Source organism: Psychrobacillus sp. FSL H8-0484, assembly GCF_038005325.1.
Lineage (GTDB): Bacteria > Bacillota > Bacilli > Bacillales_A > Planococcaceae > Psychrobacillus.
This window is the reverse complement of record NZ_JBBOSZ010000001.1, coordinates 3,865,185-3,890,257: the sequence shown is the minus strand read 5'-3', so window position 1 is coordinate 3,890,257 and position 25,073 is coordinate 3,865,185. Positions and strand designations below refer to the sequence as shown.

General features: G+C 35.0%; 22 protein-coding genes, 2 pseudogenes and 1 riboswitch. Of the genes and pseudogenes, 19 read left to right on the top strand and 5 right to left on the bottom strand.

Translation table 11 applies throughout. The features are described from left to right. The first annotated feature begins 183 nt into the window (after positions 1–183). The 8 genes and pseudogenes from MHH81_RS19145 (at position 184) to MHH81_RS19110 (ending at position 7,641) form a co-directional block, all read left to right on the top strand. Positions 184–1,296 (top strand): ABC transporter substrate-binding protein, encoded by a 1,113-nt coding sequence (locus tag MHH81_RS19145; RefSeq protein WP_340924454.1) that lies wholly within the window; start codon positions 184–186, stop codon positions 1,294–1,296. Then, positions 1,286–2,119 carry an alkaline phosphatase family protein gene (locus MHH81_RS19140; RefSeq protein ID WP_340924452.1) on the top strand — a complete coding sequence of 278 codons (834 nt, stop codon included), beginning with the start codon at positions 1,286–1,288 and terminating at the stop codon, positions 2,117–2,119. Before MHH81_RS19145 ends, MHH81_RS19140 begins: the two co-directional genes overlap by 11 nt. Positions 2,120–2,825: 706 nt before the next feature. Beyond that, positions 2,826–2,948: pseudogene (locus tag MHH81_RS21410) on the top strand (ABC transporter permease); the annotation flags it as partial. A gap of 140 nt (positions 2,949–3,088) precedes the next feature. After that, positions 3,089–3,943: an ABC transporter permease gene (locus tag MHH81_RS19130; RefSeq protein ID WP_340924447.1), complete on the top strand. Its 855-nt coding sequence runs from the start codon at positions 3,089–3,091 to the stop codon at positions 3,941–3,943. Then, positions 3,943–4,956 carry an ABC transporter ATP-binding protein gene (locus MHH81_RS19125; RefSeq protein ID WP_340924444.1) on the top strand — a complete coding sequence of 338 codons (1,014 nt, stop codon included), beginning with the start codon at positions 3,943–3,945 and terminating at the stop codon, positions 4,954–4,956. The genes MHH81_RS19130 and MHH81_RS19125 overlap by 1 nt, the downstream gene beginning before the upstream one ends. A gap of 21 nt (positions 4,957–4,977) precedes the next feature. Then, positions 4,978–5,760: a DeoR/GlpR family DNA-binding transcription regulator gene (locus tag MHH81_RS19120; protein WP_340924441.1), complete on the top strand. Its 783-nt coding sequence runs from the start codon at positions 4,978–4,980 to the stop codon at positions 5,758–5,760. A 130-nt stretch (positions 5,761–5,890) separates the two neighbouring features. Then, positions 5,891–6,763, top strand: a complete 873-nt coding sequence (locus tag MHH81_RS19115) for a Cof-type HAD-IIB family hydrolase (protein WP_340924439.1) — start codon at positions 5,891–5,893, stop codon at positions 6,761–6,763. Between the two features lie 536 nt (positions 6,764–7,299). Further along, on the top strand, positions 7,300–7,641 hold the full coding sequence (locus MHH81_RS19110) for a zinc ribbon domain-containing protein YjdM (RefSeq protein ID WP_340924436.1): 342 nt from the start codon (positions 7,300–7,302) through the stop codon (positions 7,639–7,641). Between the two features lie 526 nt (positions 7,642–8,167). On the opposite strand, the gene MHH81_RS19105 is transcribed toward MHH81_RS19110, so the two are convergent. Beyond that, positions 8,168–8,449, bottom strand: coding sequence for a YiaA/YiaB family inner membrane protein (locus MHH81_RS19105; RefSeq protein ID WP_340925352.1), 282 nt, complete (start codon positions 8,447–8,449; stop codon positions 8,168–8,170). Positions 8,450–8,640: 191 nt separating this feature from the next. Between MHH81_RS19105 and MHH81_RS19100 the strand changes: the two are divergent. Further along, positions 8,641–8,724, top strand: a pseudogene (locus MHH81_RS19100) (DUF2619 domain-containing protein); the annotation flags it as partial. Here the strand turns inward: MHH81_RS19100 and MHH81_RS19095 are convergent. Further along, the gene (locus MHH81_RS19095) at positions 8,702–9,484 is read right to left on the bottom strand and encodes an ABC transporter substrate-binding protein (RefSeq protein WP_340924435.1); all 783 of its coding nucleotides are present in this window, start codon (positions 9,482–9,484) and stop codon (positions 8,702–8,704) included. The pseudogene MHH81_RS19100 and the gene MHH81_RS19095 overlap by 23 nt on opposite strands. 411 nt (positions 9,485–9,895) lie before the next feature. On the opposite strand from MHH81_RS19095, the gene MHH81_RS19090 reads away from it, so the two are divergent. Then, a complete protein-coding gene (locus MHH81_RS19090; protein ID WP_340924432.1) occupies positions 9,896–11,641 on the top strand; it encodes a methyl-accepting chemotaxis protein in 1,746 nt (581 codons plus the stop codon). Positions 11,642–11,720: 79 nt separating this feature from the next. Here the strand turns inward: MHH81_RS19090 and MHH81_RS19085 are convergent, their stop codons facing one another. The 3 genes from MHH81_RS19085 to MHH81_RS19075 all read right to left on the bottom strand — a co-directional run bounded on the left by MHH81_RS19085 (position 11,721) and on the right by MHH81_RS19075 (position 15,754). After that, entirely contained in the window at positions 11,721–13,352 is a 1,632-nt protein-coding gene (locus tag MHH81_RS19085; protein WP_340925349.1) for a pyridoxal phosphate-dependent decarboxylase family protein, read from the bottom strand. A 48-nt stretch (positions 13,353–13,400) separates the two neighbouring features. After that, a complete protein-coding gene (locus MHH81_RS19080) occupies positions 13,401–14,759 on the bottom strand; it encodes a sodium-dependent transporter (protein ID WP_340924430.1) in 1,359 nt (452 codons plus the stop codon). Between the two features lie 512 nt (positions 14,760–15,271). Continuing rightward, the gene (locus MHH81_RS19075; protein ID WP_340924427.1) at positions 15,272–15,754 is read right to left on the bottom strand and encodes a nucleoside 2-deoxyribosyltransferase; all 483 of its coding nucleotides are present in this window, start codon (positions 15,752–15,754) and stop codon (positions 15,272–15,274) included. 215 nt (positions 15,755–15,969) lie between these two features. Continuing rightward, a riboswitch (purine riboswitch) is annotated at positions 15,970–16,071 on the top strand. Positions 16,072–16,201: 130 nt separating this feature from the next. On the opposite strand from MHH81_RS19075, the gene MHH81_RS19070 reads away from it, so the two are divergent. From MHH81_RS19070 to MHH81_RS19030, 9 genes are all read left to right on the top strand, one after another. Continuing rightward, a complete protein-coding gene (locus MHH81_RS19070) occupies positions 16,202–17,395 on the top strand; it encodes a NupC/NupG family nucleoside CNT transporter (RefSeq protein WP_340924425.1) in 1,194 nt (397 codons plus the stop codon). 272 nt (positions 17,396–17,667) lie between these two features. After that, positions 17,668–18,174, top strand: a complete 507-nt coding sequence (locus MHH81_RS19065; RefSeq protein WP_340924423.1) for a GNAT family N-acetyltransferase — start codon at positions 17,668–17,670, stop codon at positions 18,172–18,174. A gap of 214 nt (positions 18,175–18,388) precedes the next feature. Further along, complete coding sequence (locus MHH81_RS19060; protein ID WP_340924421.1) at positions 18,389–19,429, top strand: hypothetical protein; 1,041 nt, start codon at positions 18,389–18,391, stop codon at positions 19,427–19,429. Positions 19,430–19,564: 135 nt separating this feature from the next. Beyond that, complete coding sequence (locus MHH81_RS19055; protein ID WP_340924420.1) at positions 19,565–19,753, top strand: hypothetical protein; 189 nt, start codon at positions 19,565–19,567, stop codon at positions 19,751–19,753. A gap of 116 nt (positions 19,754–19,869) precedes the next feature. Continuing rightward, the gene (locus MHH81_RS19050; protein WP_340924418.1) at positions 19,870–21,312 is read left to right on the top strand and encodes a hypothetical protein; all 1,443 of its coding nucleotides are present in this window, start codon (positions 19,870–19,872) and stop codon (positions 21,310–21,312) included. Between the two features lie 474 nt (positions 21,313–21,786). Beyond that, a complete protein-coding gene (locus tag MHH81_RS19045) occupies positions 21,787–22,695 on the top strand; it encodes a DMT family transporter (RefSeq protein ID WP_445678109.1) in 909 nt (302 codons plus the stop codon). Positions 22,696–22,743: 48 nt separating this feature from the next. Continuing rightward, positions 22,744–23,619, top strand: coding sequence for a DMT family transporter (locus MHH81_RS19040; RefSeq protein ID WP_340924415.1), 876 nt, complete (start codon positions 22,744–22,746; stop codon positions 23,617–23,619). A 192-nt stretch (positions 23,620–23,811) separates the two neighbouring features. Then, the gene (locus tag MHH81_RS19035) at positions 23,812–24,333 is read left to right on the top strand and encodes a tubby C-terminal domain-like protein (RefSeq protein ID WP_340924413.1); all 522 of its coding nucleotides are present in this window, start codon (positions 23,812–23,814) and stop codon (positions 24,331–24,333) included. Between the two features lie 182 nt (positions 24,334–24,515). Then, on the top strand, positions 24,516–24,992 hold the full coding sequence (locus tag MHH81_RS19030) for a glutathione peroxidase (protein ID WP_340924410.1): 477 nt from the start codon (positions 24,516–24,518) through the stop codon (positions 24,990–24,992). Positions 24,993–25,073: the final 81 nt, after the last annotated feature.

The following is a 25,073-nucleotide window of genomic DNA, read 5'->3' as shown; positions in this document are numbered from 1 at the left end:
TCGGAGACTCCAGCTACCGGGATCCCATTAAGAAAATAAAAGATGATGAATTGGACAAATAAAGAACTGATTTACAAACCCTTAACATCTAATTAATGTGGGATTAATATTCACTGATTATGATTAAGCCGTAACAAACAGTAGCAAACGTTAAAAATCCCACATTAAATGGAGGAACTTTTTATGAATTACACATTCAAGAAGAATTGTTACAAGTCTATTCAAGTTTTGATGTTAGGAGCTAGTGTACTAGGATTAGCTGCTTGTGGTGCTACTAAAGAGGAGGCTACTCCAGTTGTTAAGGATCCGAGTACGTTAACCCTGAAAGAAATTGAAACAAAGGCAAAAGAAGAGGGAACAATTAATAGTGTCGGTATGCCTGATTCATGGGCTAACTGGGGAGAAACGTGGAATGAAGTGATGGAAAAATATACACTGGAACACAATGATACAGATTTATCCAGTGCCGAAGAGATTGCCAAAATGGAATCTGAAGGAGAGAATGCAACAGCTGATATCGGCGATGTAGGGATTTCCTTTGGGCCAATCGCAGAACAAAAAGAATTAACGATACCATATAAAACTTCCTATTGGGACGAGGTACCTGACTGGGCAAAAGATGACAACGGAGATTGGGTTGTTGGCTACCAAGGAACGATCGCATTCTTTACTAATAAAGAATTAGTAGATAACCCGCCAAAATCTTGGGATGACATATTAAATGGAGATTATAAAGTAACAGTTGGAGATGTTCAGCGTGGTACACAGAACCAAATGGCCGTTCTTGCTGCTGCTATCGCTTACGGCGGTGATGAAACAAATCTCCAACCAGGAATTGACTTTTTTGCTAAGCTTGCCAAGCAAGGTCGCCTTAGCTTAACGGATGCCAAGCCGGCTAACATCGAAAAAGGGGAAGTGGAAGTTGCCCTTGTTTGGGATTTCAATGCTCTTGGTTATGCTGACCAAATTAACCGTGATCAATTTGAAGTATCCATTCCAAGTGAAGGTTCAGTCGTAAGCGGCTACGCAACTATTATTAACAAATATGCAAAACATCCGCATGCGGCGATGGCAACTAGAGAATATATCTTAAGCGATGAAGGACAAATTAACTTAGCTAAAGGATTTGCCCGTCCAATTCGCGATGTAGAACTTCCGAAAGAAGTAGCTGAAAAAATGGTTCCAGAAGAACAGTACAAAAATGCAGAACCAATTGAAGATTACAAAGCTTGGGAAGAAACAGCGAAAAATTTACCGCAGCTTTGGCAAGAAGAGGTGTTAGTCCATGTCAAATAAAGTAATAGCAATTGTTGTTGATGGTATGAGATACGATAAAGCATGTGAGGCTCTTGGATTTATTCAACATCTAGTTGAAACAAATCAGGCAGCACTTTACAAAGTAAAGTCGGAACTCCCAAGTCTTTCTCGTCCATTATATGAAGTGTTACTAACGGGTACACCGGCATCAATGAACGGAATTACGTCCAATCAAGCCGTTCGCTTATCTACTGAGAAAAGTCTCTTTCATCTTACGAAAGAAAACGGCTTAAGAAATGGAACAGCATCTTATTACTGGGTAAGCGAACTTTATAATCGCGCGCCATTCCATTTTATTGAAGATCGCGAGCAAGAGGATGAGTCTAAGGCGATTCAATATGGAAAATTTTATTGGGATGATGACTATCCAGACAGTCATGTGTTAATGGATGCAGAAGCTTTACGCAGAAAGTATGACCCACACTTTCTATATATTCATCCGCTCGGTGTAGATGTAAAAGGTGAAATTTTCGGTTCGGAATCGAAAGAATATCGTGAACAAATCTTAAAAATGGGAAGCTTGTTGGCACAACTTTTGCCAATTTGGATCAAAGAAGGTTACCACATTTTAATTACATCTGATCATGGCATGAGTGAATATGGCAACCATGGCGGCATAACTGATGGTGAGCGTGATGTACCGCTCTTTATCATTAGTCCAAAAGTCGAACCTGGCGTTTACAGTGAAGTGGTTCCGCAATTAGCTTTTGCACCGCTTGTTTGCGAACTTTTAAATATTGAGCCTTCCAATAAAATGATTTCATATCAATTGCCAGGTCTCAAAGAAAAAACTAACCTTTAAAAAAGATACACACTATTCAACATTAAAATGAAGAATGACAGTTGATAGGAATTGGTTTAATGGACGTACTGTTAAACCAATTCCCAAATTGTTGGAGAACATAGAGGAGCGAGAAGTCTTGCGAAAAATTAAAAAACAAAAAATTTACTTATTAGCTCTTTTACTGCCATTTATTTTGTTTGTGATTGGATTTGAAATAGCACCATTAGTGGCAATGATTAAAAATAGTTTTTATGCAGACGATGGAATTCAAGTTACGATAAGTCAATATATCACCATATTTAAAAGTAAGTTTTACTTACAGGCCATTCAAAATAGCCTTGTCATTTCCTTATTTTCTGCTGTTACTTCTGTGATTATAGCAGTCATTGCAGCCTATTCGATTACAAAGTTCTCACAAAAAGTACAAAATCGCTTTTTAATGATTACCAATATGACTTCGAACTTTGAGGGGATTCCCCTTTCATTTTCATATATTATTTTACTTGGAAACAATGGGTTGTTTACGTTGCTTTTTTCAAAGATTGGTTGGGATTTGTTTGCGGATTTTAATTTGTATTCATGGACAGGCCTCATTCTTGTTTATGTATATTTTCAAATTCCGCTTGCTGTTATGCTCATCTACCCTTCTTATCAAGGAATTAAGAAACAATGGAAAGAAGCCTCTTCATTATTAGGAGGGTCAACAGTATCATTTTGGACTCGCATTGGGATTCCAGTTCTTTTACCAAGTATTGTAGGAACATTCAGTATTTTGTTTGCTAATGCGATGGGAGCTTACGCTACAGCCTATGCATTAGTCGGCAGCAACTATAACTTATTGTCATTGCAAATTGCCTCTCTGGTTGCTAGTGACGTTGCACTAAAGCCGCAGTTAGGTAGTGCGTTGGGAGTTCTTCTAGCAGCGACTATGATAGGGGCGATGTGGTTTAATGGACGAATGATGCGTCGCATTAGGAGGGATTTACGATGAAATCTTCATTGACTATTCATAAAGTGATTGTTGGGTTATTAGTTATCTATTTATTAATTCCTCTTGTAGGAACATTTTTATTCTCGATTGCCGGTAAATGGGATCATACCATTTTACCTGAGAGTTATACAATGAAATGGTATATTGAATTATTTCAAGATGAACGGTTTTATGATGCTTTTCAACGAACGCTGTTTTTAATTGTCATGACTGTAGGTCTTAGTGTTGTTATTATGATTCCGACTATCTTTATCATCACGGTATATTTCAGTAAATGGGAAGGATTACTTCAAGCAGCAGCTATGCTTCCTTACGGAATTCCACCCATTGTTGGAGCTGTTGGATTAATCAAGATATATTCAGATGGACCGATTCAAATTGCCGGTACACCTTGGATTTTAATCGGTGCTTATTTCATAACGATTCTTCCATTTATGTATCAAGGCATTCGTAACAGTCTTCGTACGGTTAATGCTGTACAACTTGTTAATGCAGCTGAACTACTCGGTGCTACAAAATTCCAGGCGTTTCGCACGGTGGTGTTTCCAAATATTACATCTGGTATTTTAGTTTCTACCTTATTATCAGTCGCTCTTTTATTTAGTGAGTTTGCTTTTGCCAATTTGCTTGTCGGGGGCCGATTTGAAACTCTTCAAATTTATCTTGCCGACAAACTAAATAGCAGTGGTCACTTAACAAGTGCAATTGTTATTACTTATTATTCAGTGATTTTGCTTTTAACGGGGGCTGTATTAAAACTTACGTTTAGAAACGAAAAAAAACCTGTCGTGTCAAATAAGAAGCGAATTCTTTCTTTTCATAAAAATACTACTTTAGAAGGTGAAAAATAATGAGCTATGTAACCATTGATCAAGTGACTAAGGGGTATGAAAATCAAGTCGTTTTAAATGACATTTCTATCAAATTAAAAAAAGGAGAATTTGCTACACTTCTTGGGCAAAGCGGATGCGGAAAAAGTACATTATTACGTTCTATTGCGGGGCTTGAAGACGTAGATTTAGGAAGAATCTTAATTGATGGAAAAGATATTACTAATTTATCACCGCGTCAGCGTGAAGTCGGTATGGTATTTCAGTCTTATGCGCTTTTCCCGAATATGAGCGTTTTTGACAATATCGCGTACGGCCTCAAAATGAAGAAGGTAAAAGATATTAAATCAAGAGTGAAAAAGATGATTGATATGGTTGATTTAATAGGAAAAGAAGAGTCTTATCCTCATCAGTTATCTGGTGGGCAACAGCAGAGGGTTGCTCTTGCCCGTGCGCTTGTCATGGAGCCGAAAGTACTGCTTTTGGATGAGCCGTTAAGTGCATTGGATGCGAAAATTAGAAAAAGTTTGCAAAAAGAATTAAAGAGAATACAGAAAGAATTAGATATTACAACTATTTTTGTTACTCATGATCAGGAAGAAGCAATGACGATGTCTGATCGAATTTTTGTCATGAATAAAGGACAAGTTGTACAATCCGGTTCTCCATCAGAAATTTACACTTCTCCAGTCAATACATTTGTTGCAAAATTTATTGGAAATTATAATGTTTGTGATTTGGAAGTTTTCCGTAAACTTGTTCGCAGCACAGAAATAAAAGGGAATGAAGTCGCGATTCGTCCTGAGGTTTTACAATTAGTTTCTGTTGGTCAGGATAGTTTGGATTTACAAGAGAACTGGGTAATTAAAGGGGTTATTAAAGATGTTTCCATGATAGGGAATGTTTTAAGGTATGAAGTAGAAACAGAGGAGTCCGCTTTCCTTGTAGACTATCTTCACCACCGAGGGAATATGTTTGAGCAAGGAGAACGCGTTCATATTCTTGTACCGAAGAAAGAATGCATTATTTTATAAAATGATCACGGGGGAAGAAATATGTCTGTTTTTCCAGAAGAAAGAAAGAGTGAAATTTTAAAAGAGCTTAACATAATGGGAAAAGTAAAATTGATGGAATTAGTTGAACAATTTAATGTTTCAGAGGAAACGATTCGACGCGATTTGATGATATTAGAGGAAAAAGGACTTTTAAAAAGGGTTTACGGTGGAGCGATTAAAACAGTCTTTGAATTTGAGGAGCCTCCATTTGCACAGCGTACGACGGTGAATCAAGAAGCGAAAGTCAAGGTTGGGAAAAAAGCAGTAGAACTCATTTCTAACGGAGATGTGATTGCCATCGATGTAGGGACAACCATGCTTGAATTTGCGCAGTGTATTGAAAATAAAAAAGACATTACGATTTTAACCAATTCTCTTCCTGTGTCGTCTGTGTTATCCGAAAAGCTCAATCAAAATAAGTTTACAGGTCAAGTTCTATTATTAGGGGGACAAATTGATCCGAAGCATCAATCTATAAGCGGCGGTCTCACTGAGCAAATGTTAAATCAATTTAATATTGATAAAGCGTTTATTTCAGCTGGTGGTGTTTCCATTCAAAGTGGTGTTAGTAATTATCATTTACATGAAACATTAGTTTCACGAAAGATGGTAGAGGTATCAAAGCAAGTTATATTGCTAACGGATTACTCTAAAATTGGTGTCGACACATTTTGTAAAGTTTGTCCTATAGAAAAAGTCGATGTGATTGTCTGTGAGCAACCATTTCCAGAGGAATGGAGAAATCATTCAAAATTAGAGGAAATCAATTGGAATCTAGCATAGTCAATCTATAAAAGGACATATTGAGAAGGAAGAGTGATTTCTCTCTTTTTTGATTAAATTTTTATTGATAGTAGGTAAAAAAGCTAAAAAGATAATTTAATAGCTAGAATGAGAAAAGGAGCTATATATCATGAGTTTCATTGCGATCGATTTAGACGGAACGTTATTAAACAACAAGAATGAAATTAGTGAAGAAAATATAAAGGCTATTCAATATGCCCAAGATAGAGGCATTGAAGTAGTTATTTCAACTGGACGGGCTTATTTTGATGTTCAAACAATTTGTGAAAAAGCCGGGATTTCCCCATTTGTTATCGGGACAAATGGCGCAACCACTCATTCAAAAAGCGGAAAGTGCATTTCTTCTATTACGATAACTAAAGAATGTGCCCAATCTATTCTCCAATGGTTAGATGAACGGAATTATTATTACGAAGTGTTTACTGATAAAGCCATTTATTCTCTTAAAAAGGGCAGAGAACATTTCCAGAATGAGATTAATAGTTTGAAAAATGCAGATTTGAATACAGATATGAAAGAATTAGTTGAAGTAGCAGAAAGGCAATTTGATCAGTTTGGATATGTTTTAGTTGAAAACTATCATGATATCTTAAAACAAGAGGAAGAATTCTATAACATTTTAGCGTGTTCTTTTGATAAAAAGAAGTTAGAGGATGCATGGAACCAATTCAAAAAGTTTGATGAGTTGATGGTTGTTTCATCTGCTGATCATAACATTGAAATTACTAGTGAAAGAGCTTCAAAAGGAATGGCCCTTGAAAAATTGGCTATCCTGATGAACGGCTCCTTAGATCAGTCTATGGCAATCGGGGATAGCAACAATGATTTATCCATGTTCCAGAAAGTTGGATACAGCGTAGCGATGGGAAATGCGAAAGATGTCATAAAAACTGTTTGTACAACGACAACCCTTAATAATGACGAGAATGGGGTTGCTCATGCAATTTATCGATATATGGAGAACTTCGTGGTTCAAAAATAAGTGTCAATGCCAAAGAAGAAAGCGATAAAATGGCATGGATATATTATAATGGCAGGAGACCAAGCGAAGCCTTACGTGTCTGACTTGGTCTTTTTGCATTTCATGGAGAAAAGCAAATATCATAGAAGCAGACCTATAAACACTTTTTCCCCAACTGTGTACTAAATCTACAAAAGTTGTGCAACAACTATCTATATAGCATACGTTCTCCACAGGTTACACACATAATCATTTTGTTCACACTCAATAACAATGAAATTAACCGAAATTCATCAAAAGTTACACACATATACACAACTATTGTTCATCACTTCGAAAAACCCTCTATAAGTTATCCCCACAATGACAGTAAATTATTTAAAATAAACATCGAAACAAATGGGCATATTCATTGGATCTAGGAACTAAAAATCAATCCTTGTAGAGGTTAGCATAAACCAAACTAAGATGGAATCATAGAAATAGCATTAGTTGTTGTATGGCAAAGACTATTATATTAGAATGGACAATAGCGAACGAATGGAGGAAATATAATTATGTCTGCTTTCCCAAATTGCCCAAAATGTAATTCAGAATATACGTACGAAGATGGAAGTCTTTTTATTTGCCCAGAATGTGCCCATGAGTGGACAGCAGTGGCAGACCAAGAAAGTAATGAAGATCAAAAGATTGTTAAAGATGCTAATGGAAATGTCTTAAACGATGGTGATTCTGTATCGATCGTTAAAGACCTTAAAGTAAAAGGAAGTTCATCTACTTTAAAAATTGGAACGAAAGTAAAGAGCATTCGTTTAGTGGATGGAGATCATAATATCGACTGTAAAATTGATGGTTTTGGAGCGATGAAATTAAAATCGGAGTTTGTTAAAAAGATCTAATTTTGTCTTCATCAAAATACAACGTAAATAAGGGGCTGTCCAATAAGCCCATAAATTGAAGCAGGTGTAGAAAAAGGAGTCTTTTTCTACACCTGTTTTTTGTATACTTTTTATTAAACTACTATTTTTTGTAGGTAATTGATTGTAGTGGAAGACGGCGACTCCAGCGGGAATAGCGTGAGCTGAAGGCCCCGCAGGAGCGAAAGCGACGAGGAGACTGAAGCCATGCCCGCGGAAAGCGTCCGTCTGGAACGGAAATCAATACATTGGAAAGGAGACCATCTCTCAGTCACTATATGACTTTAGGGACAGCCCATTTTTTCATATTTATTACGGGTATAAAATGGTTATACATAAAGGCTCTTTTAAACGATAATGCTGTTAAAGCCGAAAATCCACTCGCTTTCTGCGAAATTAGGATTTGTTCCTATAAGCTCGTTGTGGGATCTTGGCAGTCCGTATTTTCGCAGGAGTCTCGCGGATTTTCGTTACAACCCTAATTTAGCAGAGTCTACATAAAAGTAAATTACGATTCCTTCGTTGGAATCCTAACATTGCTCATTTGACGTTCTTGTTCTTGCTCTGCGATGATTTCGTTATCCTCCGCATTATCACGTGTGACTTTTTGTGTAAGGATCGCCCCAACCGCCACTAAAATCATAACCGCAATATAATATCCCTTTTCATTTAGCTGTAAGTTATCCGCATTATAAAGACCAATACTGAACATAAATACACCTGCAAAAAGTGTGAAATAAGCTAATACTGTAAATGCTACTGTATTACGTCTTCTGTGCTTCTTTTGAATCGTGGTGATCTCTCCTTTTTTATTTATTTCTATTGTTTATTATATGAATTCAATGAACTTTCTAGGCATCTAATTCCTTGATTGATCTATTTTGTAGAGAGAAAATTTTCTAAACGAAAAAGCTTGCAGACAATTTAGAAGGAATTATGAAATATACGGCAAATTATAGGGGGAAGGGGTCGTTGTTACTGATAGAAAAAGCGCTTTATATTAACACTCTACTAGCCCTAGTCGGTCCTTGTATTTTAATCATTACGACTGGAATAGCATTATTTTTTTCAAATACTCTCCTGCTGTTTCCATTCTTGCCCCGTACCAAAACATTTCGCCTTCTACTAATACGATTTTGGTGTTTGGTAGAAAAGCTTGAAATTCCGCTATATGTTTTTGTTGAAAAGGAAATGGTTCGGAAGCGAGCAAAAGGACATCGAGATTTGCATCTGCTAGTTCCTCTTTCGTTACCGTGGGATATCTCGATACTTCTTTTGCAAAGGGATTATGCAAACCAAGCGTATGTAATATATCATTAATATAAGTAGTTCTGCCAACGACCATGTATGGTTTTCGCCAAATTACATAAGCAGCATTTCCACTCTGAACATGTGGAGAAGGAAATACTGCTTTACAAGAGTCAATGAGTCGCTCTGCTACCTGTTCCTTATTTGTCAGAAATCCGAGTGTATGGATAAATCGATAAGCCTCTTTAATTGAACGAACCTCTAAGACGAAAACAGGTGCAATTTGTTCAAGTGCTTGCACGATTGCTTCTGTATTTTCTTCTTTTTCAGCTAGAATGAGGTCTGGTTGTAAATCACGAATTTTTCCCTCGTTTACTTCCTTTGTCCCTCCAACAATCGCCACGTTTTCGACTATTCCCTCGGGGAAAATACAATATTTTGTGCGACCAACTATTTCACTTTCGAGACCTAGAGCAAAGAGTGTTTCTGTAATCGCTGGGCAAATCGAAACGATGCGTTTTGGTGGAATGGAAATGTTCACTTGTCTTCCAACATGATCGGTTATAATGTGTGTCATCGAATTCCTCCTTTGATGTTAAAATATCTACAAAATCCTAATAGTATTTAATTCGCTGTTAGAGGAAAGTTCTCCTTCTCCTTTTCGAATAGAGCTTTAGTGGTCTCACACGTGCTTCTTTACTAGTAATCTTTTCATTGGATATTTATACCTACGGAAACCTGTAACAGCTATTACTGCAAATTTTATGGGGTGTTGGATTAGTTCGTATTCGTTTTTAATCCTAAATGACACAAAATATCCATATTTAGCTTTAACTCCTATTTCATCGCAATATTCCACCTTGTCCCTCATCTGGAAATGTGTTAATTTGCCCTTTTTTATACATTTTATAGTTTTTTAAAAATTGATGGTTAAAAATTTCCTTATTATTGTCGATATAAGATTTGCTAAAAAAAAGGGAGATTTTCTATGAATATATTTAAAAAACTATCTTTTGTGACAAAATCTATTGCTACAACAACCGCATTAATTCTCTTAGTGGGAGTCGTACTTATCGTTTCCAGCCTAAAAGTTCAAAATGGTGTATTAACAACTGAAATGGAAAAACAAGCAACAGAAATTGCAGTTCTTTGGGGAAAGGCTATTGATCCTAAGTTAGTAGAAGATGCAGCCAATGAGAAGGATTTTGATGATAAGGCTCAAACAGAGTTGATAGCTATGTTCGACAATATATCTAAAACTAACCCAAATGTTGCCCAAGGATATCTTTTTACTTCTGAATTAATAGAAGGAAATAAATCAGCTATTATTGCTAACCCAACGCACATTGTGAATGTATTGAAAGAAAACAACATGAAAATAGGTGACTTGAACGAGCATCCTAAGGCAACCGCTGAAGCTATTAGAGAAATGAACGAAACAAAAGAAATTACGGCATCAGAAATTTATGATGATCTATTAGGAACATGGATTACAGTTATGTATCCAATCAAAAATTCTTCCGGTGAAGTCTTTGCTTTCTTCGGAGTGGATGTTGATGCAAGCATGGTCAAGACCGGAACAAAAGAGTTCTTGTTTAATTCATTACTGATCCTTATTCCTGCAATGATAATTATCGTTCTTTTACAAGTGTTTTTTACACGAAGTAGTTTCAAGCCATTGAAACAATTATCATTTGGTATTAACGAAATGAGAAATGGAAATCTTGATATCAAGTTACCTACAAGAGAAGATGATTTAGGGAAAATAAATGAAGCTTTTAATGAGATGGCGTATGAATTAAAATCGATGATTCAGAGTATAAGAAAGACTTCTGACACAGTATTACAATCATCTGAATTAGTTACAAAAGTTACAGATCAATCAAAAGACCATTCTATAAAAATCAGTGAAAACATTAAAGAAATGACAGCGGGAATACAAGCACAAGAAGTGTCTGTTACTGAATCAGCAAGCGCCATCGAACAAATCGCGAATGAAATCGGTTCTATAGCAAATTCTTCTCAAGACGTTACTGTTATATCGAAAAATATGGAAGATTACGCAGAGCAGGGTCTCGACGCTATAAGTAAAGTAGTTTCTCAAATGGAAATCATCAATGACACTGTGCAGAACTCAAGTAACATTATTGGTTTATTAAAAGAGCGTTCCGATGAAATTACAAGTATTCTAGATGTAATTACTGGTATTTCTAACCAAACGAACTTACTAGCTTTAAATGCGGCAATTGAAGCAGCTCGTGCTGGAGAACACGGTAAAGGGTTTTCTGTAGTAGCGCAAGAAGTTAGAATATTAGCGGAAGAGTCTAGCAAATCTACAGAGAAAATTTCGAAAATTATTGAAGAAATTCAAAATGAGACAAAGAATGCAGTTTCATCTATGAAAATCGGTACGATTGAAACAGAAAAAGGTACAAAAATTGCTCAAACAACAGGCGAAATGTTCGTTAAAATCAAAGAAATAGCAGACCAAATTTCAAATCAAATAGAAGGTGTTTCTGCTGCATCACAAGAGATCTCAGCAGGAACAGAAGAAGTATCTGCCTCTGTTAATGATTTAACAGCAATAGCGCAGAAAAACTCAAATTCTACGTATGAAATTGAAGGTAGCACAATGCAACAAGTAGAATCTATTAATCAATTATCTGATGCGGCAAAAGAACTAAATGTACTAGCATACGAATTACAATCAATGATAACGAAGTTTAAAGCATAATTGATAAGGCAATATAAAACACCTTCGAAATGTACTTTTTAATAAGTACATTTAACGAAGGTGTTTTTTTAGGATATTATTAAATCAAAACAAGTGATTTGTTATGAATATCCATATGTTCTTTTAAGAACGATATATATCTGTGTACTTCTTCTACAGTTGAGTAAGGAGAGGTAGTATAGAATTTGTGGACATATACTGGCAAACGTTTAGAAGAATCTGTAACAGATATAAGTCGTTGTTTCTTTGTGTTACCAAAGAAAATGACATCTCTATCCAATCCGATTAATTCAGCAAAGTCCTCATTATATTGATTAATTTCCGTTACTTCTGTTGTTGTTAGATTTCCATCAAGCTCATCACGCCATTTAACATTTTCTGGATAAAATCTAAAAGTAGTAACCGGAGATATTCCATTCGTCAGTTCCACATTAGAAAATTCCTTTTTCAAAGCATTTCTAAAGGAAATATTCACAAGCAAATAATTTGCTAATATTTGCTGATAACCCTCTAATCCAAATGCTAATAAAGAGGTGTAAATAGAAATTGAACTTCCCATTCTAGAGCATTCTAATGTATAGCTTGTATGATAGCTGCCATATCCGCGGCTACCAACATATGGAGTTTCGGAAGCATCTAAATCCAAGTATTGTAGATCCGTTTTATCTTTCATAAGGAACAAGCTTGTAATGTATGGAGTTTGACCTAACTTATGAAAATCAAAAACCATACTGTCAGCAATATTCATATGTTGGAAGTGAACTTGATATTGTTTTAATACTGCACATACTTCCTCTTCAAATTGAAGTGGGTTATTTTTAAAATCGTAATCATTAAAGAATGTATACATCCCACCCATTGCTGAATCGGCATGTATATAAATAGGATTTAGGTTGTGGCGTTGTTCAATATCTTTCAATATTTGTTTAATACCATATAGGTCGTCAATACCAAATGTATCTGTTGTACCCATTGTTGCTAAAACATAGACAGGAATTCCACCATTCTCTATTACTTCTTCCATTTTTTCGATTAAATCATTTAAATCCATAGAATGATCGTCATTTGCTTTTACACGCACCATGTTATTTACACCAATGCCTGTTGCTTCTGCGGATTTATAAAGACTAAAATGAGAGAGTTCAGAACAGAAACAATAGAGGTTACTTGGAATACCTTCTTTATTTGATTCCGGAAATTGGCGTGCAATTGCTAAGCGTAAAGAGTTAAATACTGCACCTTGTCCTCCCCATGTAGTATACCCTGCGCTTTCATTTGGGTCATAGCCAATTAATTTCGATAACATACTCGTTACTCGTACTTCTGCATTGGCAGCAGCTGAACCATCTACATCCCAAAGATTGTTACCGTTTAAGAGAACCATTACTAAGTTCCCAAGTATACTAGCGATGTTAGGTAATGGCGTTGCATTGGCTACGTAGTTACTATTTAAGAAACGATGACCTTTTACCAAGTCCATTAATTTTTCTATCGTTACATCCATAGAAACACCTTTTTCAGGTACTAATGCACTTTGAATGATTTGATTGTAGTAATCCTCAGTATAATTAGGCATTTCACCTAAAGTTAATTTAGAAGGATCCTTTAATTCATCCATTTTTGTTAATATTGTTCTAAAATGGCCTAATAGTTCATCTCTTTGTTGTTGATTTCCATCAGCACTTGGAAATAATTGTTGTAGTTTATTCATAGTTGTCATATTGAAAAGCCTCCGTATAATATGTAAAATAGTTGTTTGTTACTTTGTAAATAAATCTAATAACCCTAGTACGTCAAGAAACACAATAATAATGGCAATTGGAGTTAAATATCTTAATAGATAGTACCAAACGTTAAAGAATAGTTTACCCACTTTAGAACCTTGTTTCATTTCTTCAAATAGCTCTTCTTTAGAAATTTTCAAAGAAATAAATAGAGAGATTAGCAATGCTCCTAGAGGCATCATTATATTACTCACTGCATAATCGACTAAATCAAATATCGTTTTATCGAATAATTTAACATCTGCCATTAATCCATATGATAGACAAGATGGAATCCCAATAACAAAAATCAACATACCAAAAAGCCATGTGTGTTTCTTTCGCTTAGAAGGATCATTTTTGGCTGTTGTTGAAACAGCAATTTCAATCATTGAGAAAGCAGAAGTTAAAGCAGCAAATAAAAATAAAATTAAAAAAGCAGTAAAGAAGAATATCCCGAAGGACATTTGGCTAAACACTGCTGGTAATACAGCAAAAACCAATGGTGGTCCTGCATTTGGTTCTATGCCAAATGAAAACACACCTGGAAAAATCGCAAGTCCCGCTAATAAAGCGATAAATAAGTTCAACATAATAATTGAAAAAGCAGACCTAGGTAGATTTTGTGTTTTCGGTAGGTAAGAAGCATAAGTAACCATTACTGAAGCACCTAAAGTAATTGTGAAAAATGCTTGTCCTAGAGCAAACAAAATCGATTCGGATGTTAATTTTGTAAAGTCGGGTACAAGTAAGAATTTAACCCCTTCCATAGCCCCATCTAAACTAAGTGAACGAATAACGATAACTATAAATAATATAAAAAGAATAGGCATCATTATTTTACTTACTTTTTCAATACCCTTTTGAACCCCTTGAGCAACGATAAGTACTGTGATTAAAATAAAGAGAAACTGACCCAGTAGCGTTGAAAATGGATTTGAGATAATTTCTCCAAATAAAGCTCCGTACTGTTCTTGCGAAAGTCCGTTAAGTCCTCCAGTAAGTGCTTTAAATAAATAGAGAATAATCCAACCTCCAACAACACTGTAAAACGATAAAACTAGGATACCTATTAATACTCCCATTCTGCCTAAAAGGTGCCATTTCGAATTAGGAGCTAGCTTCTTATAGATAGAAATGGCATCACTTTGCCCTTTGCGACCTACAATGAATTCACCGACTAATAGCGGGTATCCTAATAAGAAAGCAAACAACAAAAAGATTAGGAAAAATGCTCCACCTCCACCCGTTCCAGCCACATAGGGGAATTTCCATATTGCTCCCAACCCAATTGCAGAGCCTGAGGTAGCTAATATGAACCCTAGTTTTGATTTCCATTGTTCTTGCTGTGACATACATTCAATCCTTTCTTTTCTTATAAAAATTATTCTGGTGGTTATTCCCTTCATTAGTAAAATTACCGATTTAAGATCATAGAAAATCAGGAATATCAAGTGAGGAGAGACCACCTGGATTATTATCGGTTTAAACGTTAACAGTTTTTATCTATTTTTCAATTTTTTGTTGAATATATGTATATAGGCGCATTTCACTAGAAGAAACGGTGAAGTAATTGATGAAAATAGTAACAATGAACTAGTGTTGTTGTGTGATAATTTATGCATTTATTATCCAATAAGCATCGATTAGTAGATCTCTAGTAATGAAATGATTATTAAATTGCTACATAAAATTAGTGAAAGAAGAAATAATAGGAAAGTGAATCCGTAGTTAAAGAGAAATCCCAATTGAAGCTGTAGGAATTCTAATTCATAGACTTTCAAAACATCGAAAGTTAATAAAATAGTGGCTGAAATTGAAAAAATCCCGTGTTGATATATACACAGGATTTTCTAATATAGATACTTTAAAATGTTGCAGTTTTTAACGCTTCCCCTAATTGCTCAATAGAGTCTACAATCACACCATTTTGTTTGATCAAACCAACGACAAACAAATTGCGATACATAAATTGGTTTTCAGTTCCATCTGCTACTAAAGCATCAATTTTTTTCGTGTTGTCACGGCCTTGTTGACGTGTATCTGAATAGAGCGCGAAAATAGGACGATTCAACATGGAAAATGCACCAATTTCAGCAGCAACCCCAGCATCAATTTCAACTCCATCAATAATGGCAACTAAAAAGTCGCTCTCCTTTAATGCTTTAATGTCTGCACTGGCTATTGCAAGACTATCTGCATAAGCCGATTTGTCATTAATGGACATATTTTCTTGTGGTACATATAAATCCACTCCAGGAATCGTAGCACGTACCTCTTTTGCAACTAATTCATTAACCAATCTATCTCCTAAACCAAATAACCCATTTGCTAAATAACCTTTTTTCATAACCATTCCTCCAATTCAATCTATATTATTTTAGGGAAAAATAAAGACAAATACAATGTTTGATTTGCACATAATCAGTATGAAAAAAAGAATTTCGTTCATACTATGTCGTAGTTAATAGATGTTTGTGAATCTTTACGTTAATTTTATTATTATGAATAAGGGTTAATGTATTGATTATTGAAAAGGGAACGAGTAATATTTCTTCATATCAATTGATACAATAAAATTTTTCTTGTATATGATCAGAAATATGGCCTGATTGTTTCTACCTAGTAACCGTAAAATACTAGACTACAGAAAAGTTTGATTAAATTTTGTATGAAGAAGGGGGTAGTGTACTACTCCTTCTCTAAATCCCTTATTTTTCATTCTTTTTCTTTTGACAGAAATTATGAAAAATAAGGGATTTTTTATTGTTTAAATTCACATCTAGGGGCTGCTTACATGTACTTTTTATTAAATATTTTGGGCGTTTTTGTAGTGATAGGCGCCGTATTTTTATGTTCTCCGAAAAAGAAAGAAGTGAAATGGAGAGCGATTGCTTCTCTAATCATTGTCGAATTATTTATTACATGGTTTATGCTAGGAACAGACATTGGCGGTTTGGTCATTAATAAAATCGCTTCTTTCTTTACGTGGTTAATTGCCTGCGCGAACGAAGGAATTTCCTTTGTATTTCCAACTGCTATGGCAAATGAAACGGTAGACTTTTTCTTTAGTGCACTGCTACCGATTATTTTCATCGTAACCTTTTTTGACATTTTATCTTATTTCGGTATTTTAACGTGGATCATTGATAAGGTGGGCTGGGTTATTTCCAAAGTGTCACGCTTGCCTAAACTAGAAAGCTTTTTCTCCATTCAAATGATGTTCTTAGGTAACACGGAAGCATTAGCAGTTATTCGTGATCAGCTTTCTGTCTTAAAGGATAATCGTTTACTCACCTTTGGAATTATGGGGATGAGTAGTATAAGTGGATCGATTATTGGGGCTTATTTAACCATGGTTCCTGCAGAATATGTATTTACTGCAATTCCGTTAAACTGTTTAAATGCACTGATTTTAGTTAGTCTTTTAAATCCTGTTCATGTACCTAAGGAAGAAGATATCGTATATGTTCCGCCAAAATCGGAAAAAAAGGACTTCTTCTCAACTATTTCTAATAGCATGTTAGTCGGTATGAATATGGTGATCGTTATTTTAGCGATGATCATTGGATATGTAGCTCTTACTGCTGCTTTAAACGGAATTTTAGGTGTATTTGTAGATGGTCTTACGATTCAAAAAATCTTCTCATATGTCTTCAGTCCATTTGCCTTTTTACTTGGTTTAACGGGGAATGATGCGATGTATGTAGCACAATTAATGGGAATCAAAGTAGCTACGAATGAATTTGTTGCCATGATGGATCTAATGAATCACTTAGATACACTGCCACCGCATACCATTGCTGTAGCAACGACCTTTTTAACGTCATTTGCGAATTTTAGTACAGTTGGTATGATTTATGGAACTTACAGTTCAGTTTTATCAGAAGAAAAAGCATCAGTTATTGGCAAAAATGTTTGGAAGCTTCTTGTAAGCGGCATTGCTGTTTCATTATTAAGTGCAATGATTGTTGGATTATTTGTTTGGTAATAGAATAGAGAATAGAGGCAGAAAACATCAAGTGGAGATGTTTTCTGCCTTTTTAATATGATTCGAAGTAGAGATTATTGGGATATTAACATTTAATATCTTAAAAAACAGGGGAATAATTGGAATGTACAATTGAATCCAAGATTTTTAATAAAGCCCTATACTCCATCTAGTGAGTTATTTCTTTGCGTAATGAACGAATAAAAAGGTAAATTCCAATTTCTGTCGAATTAATTTTATAAAAGAAAACACATTAATTTGGAGTGATAACAATGATTAATGAAGTGAAAATCGAACAACTAATAACCACTGAAGAACAGATGGAGGAACTTTCAGAGCTTCTAATTCAAGTAGTAGATGATGGGGCATCAGTAGGATTTTTACCACCTTTGGAACTGCTGGATGCTATGACATATTGGGAAGACGTTTTAAATCCAGAAGTCATTCTTTTTGTCGCTAAAAGAAACAATCGGATAGTTGGAAGTATCCAGTTGCATTTATGTGCGAAACAGAATGGTATTCATCGAGCTGAAATTGCCAAATTAATGACTCACCCTAGTTATCGCCGTAATGGAATTGGACGTTTATTAATGAAAGCGGCAGAAGAGAGAGCTGTTAAAGAAGGAAGATCGTTACTCGTTCTGGATACAAGAGAAGGAGATCCTTCTAATCAGCTGTATACTTCATTAGGCTTTATTTCAGCAGGGAAAATTCCCAACTATGCAAAATCCGCAACTGGCGAATTACATGCCACGATTTTCTATTATAAGACTATTTAATATGTTGAAGGAACGTAAATTGAATTGAAATGGAAGCTAGTATAAGTCGAATAATGAGCACCAGGTCCATCACAAATCTTAGATTGTGTATGAACCTGGTGCTTTTATTACGCAAATATAATTTTAAGTGTAAATATTTTTACTTTTCAAAGAAATAAAAATTGCTTTTTAGAGTAAAATAAATTACTATTAAAAGTAAGGAGGGAGAAATGTTATGGATGACATTCGATTAAACGTGGCTTTACTAAGAAGAAAGGTACCAAATTTAACGACTGCAGCAAAATCAATAGGGATTCGACCTGCCACAGTATCAAATTTGTGTACAGGAAAAATTGATTTAGGAAAAGCAGAGGTAAGGACACTTGTGGGTCTAGCGACATTAGCAAATTGTACGGTGGATGAATTAATCATACGAGGGGAGAAGTTGAATATGATTGAAACGCAAATTAAAACGTTGGATTTCTTTGCACCACTAGTTAAAGGAGGAACAACTGGAGTGGTTGCTCGCCCAGGTATGGGGCAACTTGTTATTCTGGCTGAACTGATGCATCGTTTTAAAGAAAGTGATTATACAACGGTCTTTTTATTACCAAAGACTGAACATAGTGAGTTAGATGGGACGACAGAGTTAGCTGACCATATTACTACGTCGATTGACGATACGTTTGAGAAATTATCAGAGCTATCCGGAGACATCATTTTTATAACGGATAAGAGCTATATTGAATCTGGTGAGCTTCTAGATCTACAAGAAAAATTAGTGGCTGAAAGAATGCATAACATCACGACTATTTTATTAGATCTTTCAGGTGAAGTGGTTGATGAAGATATGCCTTATGGTCCTTTAGAAACAGTCTGGCAATTAGATGCAGATTTAGCTTCGCGTCATCTATTTCCAGCGGTTCACCCAATCTATTCCACGTCATCTATTATAGAAGGTGTGGATTTAGATCAACGTCACTTTAATTTGAGACAGCGTGCGCAAAAATTACTTCGTCGATATAGAGAATTACGTTCGATAGTAACTGTTCATGGGATTAAAAAAATTCCGGATACTGAATTAGAAACGTATGCACGTGGGGAACGCTTAGAAGCTTATTTCACACAACCATTTTTTGTTGCAGAAGCTTTTTCTAGAAAAGAAGGAAAAGCAGTATCCATGTCACAAACATTACTAGACGTAGAGTCCATTTTAGAAGGAAAAGCAGATCAGATGAAAGTAAAAGAATTAGCATACAAAGGCAGTCTAGCGTAATTATCAATAAAGTGAGTGGATGTATATTTCTACTCGCTTTTTTGATTTGGCTCAGTTCTTTGATTTACATGTATGACTTTTTTTCTTTAGGTTAATCTAAGTTTTCATTAATCATGAAGAAAGGAGATGACATAAATGAAAAAGAACCAATCCAATTATACGGTTGCTGGAACAGATATCGAGGAAGTAAAAAGACAAAATGCAAATTCAGGTCTTAGCTATAGCGAATTAAACGAATGGTTTGCCCAAAAATATAAAGAAGAAAATGGCTCTAGTCAAACGGAGTTCGGTAAGGAAGTTGACTTTAAAAAAATTAAGAAATAAATCTTATGAATGCAGTGCTTCCAAAGCGAGTATAGGAAGTACTGCATTTTGTTTGAATTCCTTTCGATGGTGGTATAAACAATTATCTAGAACGATAACTATGGGGGTACTCAATTATGGTGAAGCAGGTCAAAATCCAACCTCTTGATATCACCAAGGCTTACATGACATACTTATTTCCATTTTCTTTTCACGAGAGGGAACGTACGAAACTAATGGAGCAGCTGGAAAAACATCAATTTACCTTCTTTAACTTGGAGAAAGAGAAGCTTCAAGATCTTTACTATGGGGAAGATATAAAAATACGACATGAAGAATTGGATCAATTTTTTCTGCCGTTTATTGAAGATAAATTATTTCCTTATTCAACGAAAAAAAGAGGATTTATACGTTATTCTAAAGGAATAAAAGAATCCTTTCTATGGGAGTTAAATGACAATGAAATAGACTTCTTCGTGAATAGTGTAGATATTACATTATGTCCTTTTGGAATTGGTCTTCTTACAATTCGTACAGAAATGAATAAGGAACAAGAAACTTTAACAAATGTATTAGATTTTATGTCTCATTTTCGAGTATTAGTGCCTAAGCTGGAAGAGGAAAAAGGAGGACAGATTTATCAATCTGATCGGACGTTTACTACTACGAATGAGCTTGTACTAGACTATCTCTGTTCTCCTTTAAAGCCGTTTATTATTCGAAATAAGAAACTAGAAGGCTACTATGGAAGTCTCCCGTTTTTTGAAGATGAGCGTATGTTGTCATCAGCGTTTTTAATAAGTGATAGTCAAACTATTACAAACGATCAATTATTTCGAATGGGCCAATTAGACGGAAAAGATTTAAACGGAGATGATTTTATATCTAGTACTAATTCGGACTATATAGAACGTTATATACAAAAAAGAGTGCATGACCGATGGGCGCCGAATACATATACGATAACTTCCGAGCATACACAAACGACTATATCTATAAAAAAAACACATCAATTAAACAAGGAAGTATCTCAATTTATGAGCATTCATTACTATAATTTAATGCTCCATTACTATTATAAAATAATTTTATTAAAGCTTTCCTTCGAACATAGTGAAGTAAGTTGGAGAAAAGATAAAGAATATGTGGAAGAATTGATTGAGCTTATTTCCAAGTTCTATTCCAGGTACTATTTTGAAGAAGTATCGGTTCGTACAGAGGGGAAGGAATTTACGCATATATTGAGGGAGTCATTTAATTTAAATCACCTGTTTGAAGAAGTAAAACGTACTGTGGATGATCTTTATCGTGCGCAGGATAATCAAACAAATAAGCGGCATAATATGCTGTTGTTTATGCTAACCGTTTACACAGTTATATCAGGAATATTTGGTATGAACTTAGTAATAGAAGATTGGAAAGGTAAGACGGATTGGTCCAAAGTAACAGGGTATTCCTTTTTTGAATGGATTTCTCTCATTACGGCTCTGACTGGTATCGTGCTGTCTGGCATTTTACTTGCCACTACAGGAGGAAAAGGAGTTTTGAATAAATATAGAAAGTGGAAACGAGATCGTTAAGTAACTTCTTATCAATAGATGAGAAGTTTTTTATTGTTTAGCAAATAAAAAGACGAATTTAACATAATTGAGTTAATTTCATAAGTAGTACTTTGTCATTAAAATACGAACATATCTCATTGTTGATTGGAGCGGCAGGCGGCGATTCCAGCGGGATGAGTGAGACAGATAAGACATCACAAACGACGCGTAGCGGCGGTGATGGCTTATCGCTCACCCCGCGGAAAGCGTCCGCCTATAGCGGAAATCAACTATACTTTATTCCGTGTAAAATATATATTTCTTTAGTTTCCTTTAGAGGAAGGACATCATCCAGAACCAATTTACTGTTTGAAAATAAAGTAATTGATTATTAAAAGTCAACTGTTCTTTAGTTGACTTTTTTCTGTTGTCTTTAAATGAATGTTTGTTACAATAATCTATTGTAAATAGTTATAATATAAATTACGAAAGTAATGAGAATGGGGTAAAAAAGTGATTCAAGGAAATGCATCAAAGTCCATAGTATTACCATTAATCATTTCTATTATTGCAATTTCCTTTGCTGCAATTTTTGTGAAATGGTCTAATGCACCGGCAACAATCTTAAGTATGTATCGCATGATATTAGCGTGTTTACTATTAGTACCAATTGTTTGGTTTAAACGAAAAGAGTTTCCAAAGATCTCGAAAAGAGAGTGGTATTTGCTGTTCTTCGCGGGAATGTTTTTAGCTTTACATTTTGCACTTTGGTTTGGTTCATTAAAGTTAACCACAGTAGCTAGTTCGACTATTATCCTTGCTTTACAGCCTATTATTGCTCTAATAGGAGGCGTTTTTTTATTTAAGGAACGAACAACTACTTCTGCCTTGTTGACGATGGGTATTGCTGTCATTGGAGCAGTGATGGTTGGTTGGGGTGATTTCGGGTTAAGTAAGAATGCTATTATAGGAGATATTTTGTCCTTTTTAAGTGTGATTGCCGTTGTTGGATATTTACTCATTGGTCAAAGTGCAGTGAAAAAAGTATCCCACTGGATCTATAGTTTTTGTGTATTTGGTTTTGCAGCAATTGCATTAATTATCTATAACGTAGTAGCAGGAGTTACACTTGGGGGATATGAAGCAAAAGAATGGGGTATTTTTATTTTGCTTGCTGTCGTTCCGACCATCTCCCATCTGATCAATAACTGGCTATTAAAATATGTAAATGCAACGACAATTTCCATGAGTATTTTAGGAGAACCAGTAGGTGCAACGATTTTAGCAGCTATTATTTTGGGAGAACGTCTGGTTACTTCGCAAATTATTGGAGGTTTTATTGTACTGCTTGGTGTATTTTTCTTTTTGATGCAGCAAGTAAAAGGCTATAATAAAGTTACACAAAAAACTAAAAACCTTTAGATGACCATTGTCTAAAGGTTTTTAGTATAGGGGGAAGGTTGAGTTAGCATGAATGGAGCAGCAATGCTAAAGATGACATTGTCGATGGCAATTTTCGGTTCTATCGGCTTTTTTACTGGGAAGACGGGTATTCCAGCAGCAGAATTAGTATTTGTTCGATGTATTTGTGCCACATTTTTTTTAGGTTTATGCTGGGTACTCACTGGGCAACACAAAGTAGAAGTTTGGAAGAAGCGGGAAGTCATCCAAACGATGATTTGTGGTGTCTTCTTAGTGTTAAACTGGGTGTTTTTATTTAAAGCATTTGAGGAGATGTCTATTACGGTTGCCATCTCTATTTATAATCTAGCGCCTATTTTTGTTTTAATATTAGGAAGTTTGTTCTTAAAGGAAAAGATGACAATAGCATCTCTTCTAGCAATTCTTGTGTGCTTTCTCGGAAGTATATTTATTATAGGAGTTCAGAACTTCACTTCATTAGCTGACTTCATAGGTTCTGGATTTGTATGGGCTTTACTGTCTGCATTATGTTACGCAATGACGATGCTACTTGGAAAAGGTATAAATGGGCTAAGTGCGTATGCAATGACGTTTGTTCAGACGACAATTGGTATCCTCGTGCTATTTCCATTTATGAACTTTGATGTATTTCAAGGCATAAACACTTCCAATTGGCTCTATATATTAGGGACAGGCTTAATACATACAGGATTTGTTTATTATTTGTTTTTCGATAGTTTAAGAAAGTTATCGACGATTGTCATTTCGGCATTAGTATTTGTCGATCCTGTTGTTGCGATTTTACTCGACACAATTATTTTAGATTTTCGTCCTTCTATTTTACAATCAGTCGGGATTCTGCTTATTTTCGGAGGAATTATTTATACATTAATCAAACCAAATGAGCAACAACTGACCAATTAATACTATTAAAAGCAAAAGACTTGAGTGATATTCTGAACTCAAGTCTTTTGCATATATTAGTTATGTAGATTTTTTTACGTATTAGATTTAAACTGTATGTGTAAAAATGGATAGTATTCATGTTACAGCGAAAATCGTGCTATTATTACACTTAGTAAGTGCTTAGCGCCAATGCTTAAAGGAGAAATAAATATGCACACCTACACATATAAACAACCAATAGCTATAGACATAACTCCCATGACCTCAGTCTTAAATGAAGAGGGTATTGTTACTTATAAATTCCAAAGATATTATTCCAATGGATTAAAAAAATTCGCGGATAAGTTATGGGACTACCGCTACTTTCTTCATTACAATGTATATGACACAAACGATCAACTGGTGTTCATGTGTAAGAAAGTTTCGCGAAAAGGTAGAGTCTATTATGAAGCAGTTGACTACTTGCACGAACGAAAATATATGATTGCATATGATAAGTGGAAAGAATTAATTCCAGATCTCATGATTACAGATGGTAATATGACCATTATGATAGACAAAGAAATGGATGACTGGTCTCGCTTTATGCATAACGACCAAGAAATTGCTCGTTGGAAAGCGGAAGTTGGAGAAGAGTTCTCGCTACAGTTAGAAATTAAGGAAGATTCCCCTATTACAAATGCAGCATTTTTTATTGCGATTAGCCAATGTGCGTTATTTATTGGAGCTTAAAGGGGAAAGAAGGTAACTCTTCATTTGCAAAGAATATGGAACCTCGATTAGAGTTAGGGAAAATAGAAAAAGCCATAGATAAATTTACGAGTTGCAATATTTTAGATATGAATGTGCAAACACTCATGTCTCATATAAAAAATCTAAACACCTTTTTGTCAAAAATAGAGGAGTGAATGAAAATGAGTATTTATGAGATTAAAGTAAAAAAATCCAATGGTGAAGAATATGAGTTAAGTGAGTATAAAGGAAAACCTATGTTAATAGTTAACACGGCTACGAAATGTGGATTCAGCAATCAATTCGATAGTTTAGAAAAGTTATATGCGAAGTATAAAGAAGATGGGCTAGTTGTACTAGGCTTCCCTTCCAATCAATTTCATCAAGAAGTAAGCAATGCAGAAGAAGCTGCACAAGCATGTCGTATGAGCTATGGTGTAACGTTCCCAATGCACGATATGGTGAAATTGAACGGCAAGGATGCTCATCCATTATTTAATTATTTGACTAGCAATAGTAAAGGTTTTTTATCGGATAGCATTAAATGGAATTTCACTAAATTTCTAGTAGATAAAAACGGCAATATTGTTGAAAGATACGCTCCAAAAGATCATCCTGAAACCTGTGAAAAAGATATTCAGCAAGTACTAAGTGAATAGATAAAATGACCTGAATGGAAAGTCGATTCAGGTCATTTTTATGTTTAGAAGTATGAAAGAAGGAAATAAGGATGAAAAAAG

What these genes read in the sequence shown, in the direction of transcription:
- MHH81_RS19110 (WP_340924436.1), top strand. Translation starts at nt 7,300, where the DNA reads ATGTCTGCTTTCCCAAATTGCCCAAAATGTAATTCAGAATATACGTAC.
- MHH81_RS19120 (WP_340924441.1), top strand. Translation starts at nt 4,978, where the DNA reads ATGTCTGTTTTTCCAGAAGAAAGAAAGAGTGAAATTTTAAAAGAGCTT.
- MHH81_RS19095 (WP_340924435.1), bottom strand. Translation starts at nt 9,484, where the DNA reads ATGACACACATTATAACCGATCATGTTGGAAGACAAGTGAACATTTCC.
- MHH81_RS19085 (WP_340925349.1), bottom strand. Translation starts at nt 13,352, where the DNA reads ATGAATAAACTACAACAATTATTTCCAAGTGCTGATGGAAATCAACAA.
- MHH81_RS19065 (WP_340924423.1), top strand. Translation starts at nt 17,668, where the DNA reads ATGATTAATGAAGTGAAAATCGAACAACTAATAACCACTGAAGAACAG.
- MHH81_RS19030 (WP_340924410.1), top strand. Translation starts at nt 24,516, where the DNA reads ATGAGTATTTATGAGATTAAAGTAAAAAAATCCAATGGTGAAGAATAT.
- MHH81_RS19060 (WP_340924421.1), top strand. Translation starts at nt 18,389, where the DNA reads ATGGATGACATTCGATTAAACGTGGCTTTACTAAGAAGAAAGGTACCA.
- MHH81_RS19115 (WP_340924439.1), top strand. Translation starts at nt 5,891, where the DNA reads ATGAGTTTCATTGCGATCGATTTAGACGGAACGTTATTAAACAACAAG.
- MHH81_RS19145 (WP_340924454.1), top strand. Translation starts at nt 184, where the DNA reads ATGAATTACACATTCAAGAAGAATTGTTACAAGTCTATTCAAGTTTTG.
- MHH81_RS19040 (WP_340924415.1), top strand. Translation starts at nt 22,744, where the DNA reads ATGAATGGAGCAGCAATGCTAAAGATGACATTGTCGATGGCAATTTTC.
- MHH81_RS19055 (WP_340924420.1), top strand. Translation starts at nt 19,565, where the DNA reads ATGAAAAAGAACCAATCCAATTATACGGTTGCTGGAACAGATATCGAG.
- MHH81_RS19035 (WP_340924413.1), top strand. Translation starts at nt 23,812, where the DNA reads ATGCACACCTACACATATAAACAACCAATAGCTATAGACATAACTCCC.
- MHH81_RS19075 (WP_340924427.1), bottom strand. Translation starts at nt 15,754, where the DNA reads ATGAAAAAAGGTTATTTAGCAAATGGGTTATTTGGTTTAGGAGATAGA.
- MHH81_RS19050 (WP_340924418.1), top strand. Translation starts at nt 19,870, where the DNA reads ATGGTGAAGCAGGTCAAAATCCAACCTCTTGATATCACCAAGGCTTAC.
- MHH81_RS19140 (WP_340924452.1), top strand. Translation starts at nt 1,286, where the DNA reads ATGTCAAATAAAGTAATAGCAATTGTTGTTGATGGTATGAGATACGAT.
- MHH81_RS19080 (WP_340924430.1), bottom strand. Translation starts at nt 14,759, where the DNA reads ATGTCACAGCAAGAACAATGGAAATCAAAACTAGGGTTCATATTAGCT.
- MHH81_RS19070 (WP_340924425.1), top strand. Translation starts at nt 16,202, where the DNA reads ATGTACTTTTTATTAAATATTTTGGGCGTTTTTGTAGTGATAGGCGCC.
- MHH81_RS19125 (WP_340924444.1), top strand. Translation starts at nt 3,943, where the DNA reads ATGAGCTATGTAACCATTGATCAAGTGACTAAGGGGTATGAAAATCAA.
- MHH81_RS19130 (WP_340924447.1), top strand. Translation starts at nt 3,089, where the DNA reads ATGAAATCTTCATTGACTATTCATAAAGTGATTGTTGGGTTATTAGTT.
- MHH81_RS19090 (WP_340924432.1), top strand. Translation starts at nt 9,896, where the DNA reads ATGAATATATTTAAAAAACTATCTTTTGTGACAAAATCTATTGCTACA.